This window comes from Streptomyces sp. NBRC 110035 (genome assembly GCF_000829695.1).
Taxonomy (GTDB): domain Bacteria; phylum Actinomycetota; class Actinomycetes; order Streptomycetales; family Streptomycetaceae; genus Streptomyces.
Window position 1 is genome coordinate 38,604 of sequence record NZ_BBNN01000042.1, and the last position, 6,431, is coordinate 45,034.

The following is a 6,431-nucleotide window of genomic DNA, read 5'->3' on the forward strand; positions in this document are numbered from 1 at the left end:
GACCGGTCTACTCCTCGGCGTCCCGCTTGTTCCTGGCGTCGGCCCAGGCGTGCTGGGCGGCCACGTCGGCCTTCGCCTCGGCGAGCTGGGCGGCGACCGCGCTCGGTGCCGTGCCGCCCCGGCCGTCCCGGGAGGCGAGGGCGCCGGGGACGTTGAGGACGGTGCGCACCTCGGGGGTGAGGTGGGCGGAGATCTTCACGAACTGCTCGTCGGTCAGCTCGTCGAGTTCCTTGCCCTCGGCCTCGGCGGCCTTGACGCACTCGCCGGCCACCTCGTGCGCGACGCGGAACGGCACGCCCTGCCTGACCAGCCACTCGGCGATGTCGGTGGCCAGCGAGAACCCGGCCGGGGCCAGCTCCTCCATGCGCTCGCGGTGCACGGTGAGGGTGGCCATCATCCCGGTGAAGGCCGGCAGCAGGATCTCCAGCTGGTCGATGGAGTCGAAGACCGGCTCCTTGTCCTCCTGGAGGTCGCGGTTGTATGCGAGCGGGAGGGCCTTGAGGGTGGCCATCAGGCCGGTCAGGTTGCCGATCAGCCGGCCCGACTTGCCGCGCGCCAGCTCCGCGATGTCCGGGTTCTTCTTCTGCGGCATGATCGACGAGCCGGTGGAGAAGGCGTCGTGCAGGGTCACGAAGGAGAACTCCTTCGTGTTCCAGATGATGACCTCCTCGGCGATCCGGGAGAGGTTGACCCCGATCATCGCGGTGATGAAGGCGAACTCGGCGACGAAGTCCCGGGAGGCGGTGCCGTCGATGGAGTTGGCCGCGCTGCCGTGTTCGAAGCCGAGGTCGCGGGCGACCGCCTCGGGGTCCAGTCCGAGGCTGCTGCCGGCCAGCGCGCCCGAGCCGTACGGCGAGACCGCGGTCCGCTCGTCCCACTGGCGCAGCCGCTCGGCGTCCCGGGACAGCCCCTGGACGTGGGCGAGGACGTGGTGGGCGAAGAGCACCGGCTGGGCATGCTGGAGGTGGGTGCGGCCGGGCATGGCCACGTCCGGGTGGGCTTCGGCGAGGCCGACGAGGGCGTCCTGGAGATCGGCGATCAGACCGCCGAGCGTACGGGCGTGGTCCCGCAGGTACATCCGGAACAGGGTCGCGACCTGGTCGTTCCTCGACCGTCCGGCGCGCAGTTTGCCGCCCAGGTCGGGGCCGAGGCGCTCCAGCAGGCCGCGTTCCAGGGCGGTGTGCACGTCCTCGTCGGCGATGGTGCCGGTGAACGAGCCGTCGGCGACGTCCGCCTCCAGCCGGTCGAGGCCCTCGATCATGCGGGCGAGCTCGTCCTCGGTGAGCAGGCCCGCCTTGTGCAGTACGCGCGCGTGCGCCCGCGAACCGGCGATGTCGTAGGGTGCGAGCCGCCAGTCGAAGTGGACGGACGCGGACAGCTTGGCCAGGGCCTCGGCGGGACCGTCGGCGAAACGGCCGCCCCAGAGCCGTACGTCACCGCTGTTGCTGCTCACTTGTGTTGCTCCTCGAAGACAGGCGGATCGCGGATGGGCCGCATCATGGATGCGCCACCGCCTCCTCACTCGGGCGCGGGAGAGTGAGGAGGCGGTGTCAGGGTAGTGCGTGACGGGACGTCAGCCGGTCAGGCCAGGTCGCGCTTGGCGGCGATCTTCGACGACAGGCTGTAGATGTCGATGAAGCCCTTGGCCGCCGCCTGGTCGAACGTGTCGCCGGTGTCGTAGGTGGCGAGGTTGAAGTCGTACAGGGACGACTCGGAGCGCCGGCCGGTGACGACGGCCCGGCCGCCGTGCAGCGTCATCCGGACGTCGCCGCTGACGTGCTGGTTGGCTTCGGTGATGAAGCCGTCCAGGGCGCGCTTGAGCGGGGAGAACCACTGGCCGTCGTAGACCAGTTCGCCCCAGCGCTGCTCGACCTGCCGCTTGTAGCGGGCGAGTTCGCGCTCGACGGTGACGTTCTCCAGCTCCTGGTGGGCCGTGATCAGCGCGATGGCGCCGGGAGCCTCGTACACCTCGCGGGACTTGATGCCGACGAGGCGGTCCTCGACCATGTCGATCCGGCCGACGCCCTGGGCACCCGCGCGCTCGTTGAGCTGCTGGATGGCCTGGAGGACGGTGACGGGCCTGCCGTCGACGGCGACCGGCACACCCTCCTTGAAGGTGACGACGACCTCGTCGGCCTCGCGCGCCACGGCGGGGTTCTGCGTGTACTCGTAGACGTCCTCGATCGGCGCGTTCCAGATGTCCTCGAGGAAGCCGGTCTCGACGGCGCGGCCGAACACGTTCTGGTCGATGGAGTACGGCGACTTCTTCGTGGTCGCGATCGGCAGGCCCTTGGCCTCGCAGAAGGCGATGGCCTTGTCGCGGGTCATGGCGTAGTCACGGACCGGGGCGATGCACTTCAGGTCGGGGGCGAGGGCGACGATGCCGGCCTCGAAGCGGACCTGGTCGTTGCCCTTGCCGGTGCAGCCGTGGGCGACCGTGCCGGCGCCGTGCTTGTGCGCGGCGGCGACGAGGTGCTTGACGATCGTCGGCCGGGACAGCGCGGAGACCAGCGGGTAGCGGTCCATGTAGAGGGCGTTGGCCCTGATCGCCGGGAGGCAGTACTCGTCGGCGAATTCGTCCTTGGCGTCCGCGACCTCGGCCTCGACGGCACCGCAGGCGAGCGCGCGCTTGCGGATGACGTCCAGGTCCTCGCCGCCCTGGCCGACGTCGACCGCGACGGCGATGACCTCGGCGCCCGTCTCCTCGGCGATCCAGCCGATGGCGACGGAGGTGTCCAGACCGCCCGAATAGGCGAGTACGACGCGCTCGGTCACGGGATTCTCCTTACAGTGCATTCGCTGACATGCATGAGTATGCAGAAGGATGCATGATTCGTCAATCCGGCTCCGTCCGGAGGGACCGAATCCGATCCGAGGGGTCGATACCGGACGGAGTCCGGGGTTGATCCGGCGGACGGTTGAACGCGGGTAATCGCTTTCCCGTATCTCACGCCGGACGCAGGCGCCGCGTCGGCACAGCCGAGCCCTCCCCACGGGCTCTCCCCCCACGCAACCCCGAACCCGACCCCGACCCGAGTGAGGCATCCGCATGTCCAGGGCCCTTCCGAAGTACAACAAGCGTCGCGTCGGTCTCATCGGCGGCGCCGCCGCGGTGGCGCTGTCCGGTGCGGTGATCGCCGGATCCGCCCTCGCCGGCGAGTCGTCCGACGACAACGAGGCGAGCGCCCGGACGCTCGCGGGAGCGGGCACGATCAGCTGCCCCGACGTCGCCCCGGAGCTTCCCGCGATCCCCGCCTCCGCCCAGGCCGAGGTCGACCGCAACCTCGGCCAGCTCGACACCCAGATCAACGAAGCCAACCAGCGCCTCGTCGACACCGTCGGCCAGGGCGGACCGAACTTCGTCCAGAACGCCATCCTCGGCCCCCTCGAGGACAAGCGCGTCGCCGCCATCAACCGCATCGCCACCGCCATCGGCCGCACCGCCGACCGCCCCGCCGGACTCGACTCCCTGGCCGCCTGCACGCTCGACGCCCAGGGCGCGGCGGACGCGGGCGGGGAGGCAGGCGGCGACGGCGTCGGGGAGGAGGTCACCGCCCCGCCCGCCGACGACGCCGGCCAGGGAGCGGACCAGGGCGGCGGGGGCCAGGAGGGCGGCGGCGCGGGCGATGCCGGCAACGCCGCTGCGGGCACGATCAGCTGCCCCGACGTCGCCCCGGAGCTTCCCGCGATCCCCGCCTCCGCCCAGGCCGAGGTCGACCGCAACCTCGGCCAGCTCGACACCCAGATCAACGAAGCCAACCAGCGCCTCGTCGACACCGTCGGCCAGGGCGGACCGAACTTCGTCCAGAACGCCATCCTCGGCCCCCTCGAGGACAAGCGCGTCGCCGCCATCAACCGCATCGCCACCGCCATCGGCCGCACCGCCGACCGCCCCGCCGGACTCGACTCCCTGGCCGCCTGCACGCTCACCAAGTGACGTGACAGGCGCCGTGGCCGCCCCGCACACGCCGGCCGGGGCGGCCACGGGAGGGTCTCCGGCACCACCCGGACTCCCCCTCCGCCCCTTTCCTTTTCCTTAGACAGGCGAACGAACCGGGTCCATACTCGGTGGACATGGGAAAGACCTATGAGCGCATAGACGGCCGCCTGCGCACGTTCATCGAGGCGCAGCCGGTCTTCTTCACCGCGACCGCACCCCTGTCCGCCGACGGCACGGTCAACCTCTCGCCCAAGGGCCTCACGGGGTCCTTCGTGGTTCTCGACGAACTCACCGTGGCCTACCTCGACTTCGCCGGGTCCAACGCCGAGACCATCGCCCATCTGCGGGAGAACGGCCGCATCACCCTGATGTGGTGCGCCTTCCAGGGGCCGCCCACCATCGTGCGCGTGCACGGCCGCGGCGAGCCCGTCTTCCGGGACGACCCGCGCTTTTCGCACCTGCTCGCCCGCTTCCCCGCCATCGACCCGACGGTCCACGGCCTGCGCGCGATCGTCGTCGTGACCGCCGACCTCGTCCGCGACACCTGCGGCTACGCCGTCCCCCACATGACGTACGAGGCGGACCGCGACCTGCACGGGAAGCGGTTCGCGCGCGAGGACGACACCTCACTGGACGCGTACTTCGCCAAGAAGGACCACGTCGCGACGAGCCTCGACGGCCTTCCCGGGCTGCCCCTGCCGCTGCCCCCGGCCCCGCGCCCCTCCACGCCCACGCCCACGCCCCGGGACGGGTGACGGCCTCACGCTCCCGTCCTGTCTGCGGACACCGCCCACGTCGCCGTCCCACTTCCGCCCCTGCCTCCGGACACCGCTGAACGCTCCCGCCCCACGGCACGTATGTGTGAGCCAAGGGTCAAGTCCCACGGAGGAACCGTGACCACCACGCTCGCAGGCGGACGTGCCGCCCGCCGCCAGACGATGCGCCGCATCCGTCCGCGCCGCTCCCCCGCCGTGCCCCTGCTGCTCGCCGTGGGGGCGGGCGCGGTGGCCGTGCTGTGGTTGTGGTGGAACAACACACCGTCCATCTCGGACACCACCGGCCGGATCATCGCCGCGGGCCGCATCACCGGTCTGCTGGGCGGCTATCTGATGGCCCTCGTGGTACTGCAGATGGCCCGGGTGCCCGCGCTGGAGCGCCGGGTGGGCTCGGACCGGGTCGCCCGCTGGCACGCGATGAGCGGGCGCTACACCGTCAGCCTGGTCGTCGCCCACGTCTTCCTCATCATGTGGGGCTACGCCCTCCAGGCGGGCAAGGGTCTCGGCGACATCGTCCAGCAGACGATCACCTCGGTCGGTCAGCTGCCGGACATGGGCAAGGCCGCCATCGGCACGGGTCTGCTGTTCCTGATCGCCTTCCTCTCGATCGGCCCGGTCCGCCGCCGGCTGCCGTACGACAGCTGGTACCACGTGCACCTGCTGACGTACGCGGCGATGTACCTGACGTTCTGGCACCAGATCACCACAGGCAACGAGTTCGCCGTGGAGCCGTCCGCGAAGACCTTCTGGTACGGGCTCTACGGCGTCGTCACCGCGCTGGTCCTCTGGTACCGGGTGATCACCCCGGTCCGGCTGAACCTGCGGCACCGGATGCGGGTCGAGGCGGTCGTCGAAGAGACGCCAGGCATCGTGTCGGTGCTGATCAGCGGGCGCAGGCTGCATCGCATCGGCGCCGAGGCGGGGCAGTTCTTCCGCTGGCGGTTCCTGGCGCCGGGGATGCGGTTCAGCTCCCACCCGTACTCGCTGTCGGCGGCGCCCCGCCCCGACATGCTGCGGATCACGGTGAAGGCGATCGGCGACCACACCACCCGGCTGCGCGAGCTGGAGCCCGGCACCCGGGTGTGGGCGGAGGGCCCCTACGGGGCGCTGACCGCCCAGCGCCGCAGCCGCGGCAAGGTGCTGCTGGTCGCCGGCGGCGTGGGCATCACGCCGATGCGGGCCCTGTTCGAGACGCTGCCCGGCGCCTCCGGCGACATCACCCTGCTCTACCGGGCCAACAGCACCCATGACCTGGCCCTGTGGAGCGAGCTCGCCAAGATCGCCGACGAGCGCGGCGCCCGTCTGATGTACGCGGTGAACAGCCCCGAGGGGGAACGCCCCGACATCTCCGCGGAGAGCCTGCGCCGCAAGATTCCCGACATCGACGACCACGACGTCTTCATGTGCGGCCCGCCCGGGTTCGCCCAGTCGGTCCACGACGCACTGCGCGGCGCCGGGGTCCCCGCCCGCCGTATCCACCACGAGTCGTTCGAGATGTGAGCGACGGGTCATCCACACCCATCAGGAGCTTGAGGAACGATGAGGAAGAGTCATCCCGTCCGGCGTGCCGTGCTGGCCACCGCCGCCACCGTCTCCGGGATCGTGCTGCTGCTGACGCTGAAGCCCGATTCCGACCAGGGCTCGGCGGACGCGGCCGGCGCCGTCCCGCCCGCGGCCGCGCAGTCCCCGCAGGGCGGCGCCCAGGCCATCGCGAA

General features: G+C 71.2%; 5 protein-coding genes. 3 read left to right on the plus strand and 2 right to left on the minus strand.

Going from position 1 to position 6,431, the window contains the following annotated elements; translation table 11 throughout:
• Positions 1 to 7: 7 nt before the first annotated feature.
• Both argH and TU30_RS27675 read right to left on the minus strand, forming a co-directional pair.
• On the minus strand, positions 8 to 1,453 hold the full coding sequence (gene argH / locus TU30_RS27670) for an argininosuccinate lyase (protein ID WP_042174988.1): 1,446 nt from the start codon (positions 1,451 to 1,453) through the stop codon (positions 8 to 10).
• Positions 1,454 to 1,581: 128 nt separating this feature from the next.
• The gene (locus tag TU30_RS27675; RefSeq protein ID WP_042174991.1) at positions 1,582 to 2,775 is read right to left on the minus strand and encodes an argininosuccinate synthase; all 1,194 of its coding nucleotides are present in this window, start codon (positions 2,773 to 2,775) and stop codon (positions 1,582 to 1,584) included.
• A gap of 274 nt (positions 2,776 to 3,049) precedes the next feature.
• Here TU30_RS27675 and TU30_RS27680 point away from each other — a divergent pair, with 274 nt between their 5' ends.
• From TU30_RS27680 to TU30_RS27690, 3 genes are all read left to right on the plus strand, one after another.
• Positions 3,050 to 3,937: a hypothetical protein gene (locus TU30_RS27680; protein ID WP_042174995.1), complete on the plus strand. Its 888-nt coding sequence runs from the start codon at positions 3,050 to 3,052 to the stop codon at positions 3,935 to 3,937.
• Between the two features lie 137 nt (positions 3,938 to 4,074).
• Entirely contained in the window at positions 4,075 to 4,695 is a 621-nt protein-coding gene (locus TU30_RS27685) for a pyridoxamine 5'-phosphate oxidase family protein (protein ID WP_042174997.1), read from the plus strand.
• Positions 4,696 to 4,833: 138 nt separating this feature from the next.
• Positions 4,834 to 6,216 carry a ferric reductase-like transmembrane domain-containing protein gene (locus TU30_RS27690; protein WP_042174999.1) on the plus strand — a complete coding sequence of 461 codons (1,383 nt, stop codon included), beginning with the start codon at positions 4,834 to 4,836 and terminating at the stop codon, positions 6,214 to 6,216.
• Positions 6,217 to 6,431: the final 215 nt, after the last annotated feature.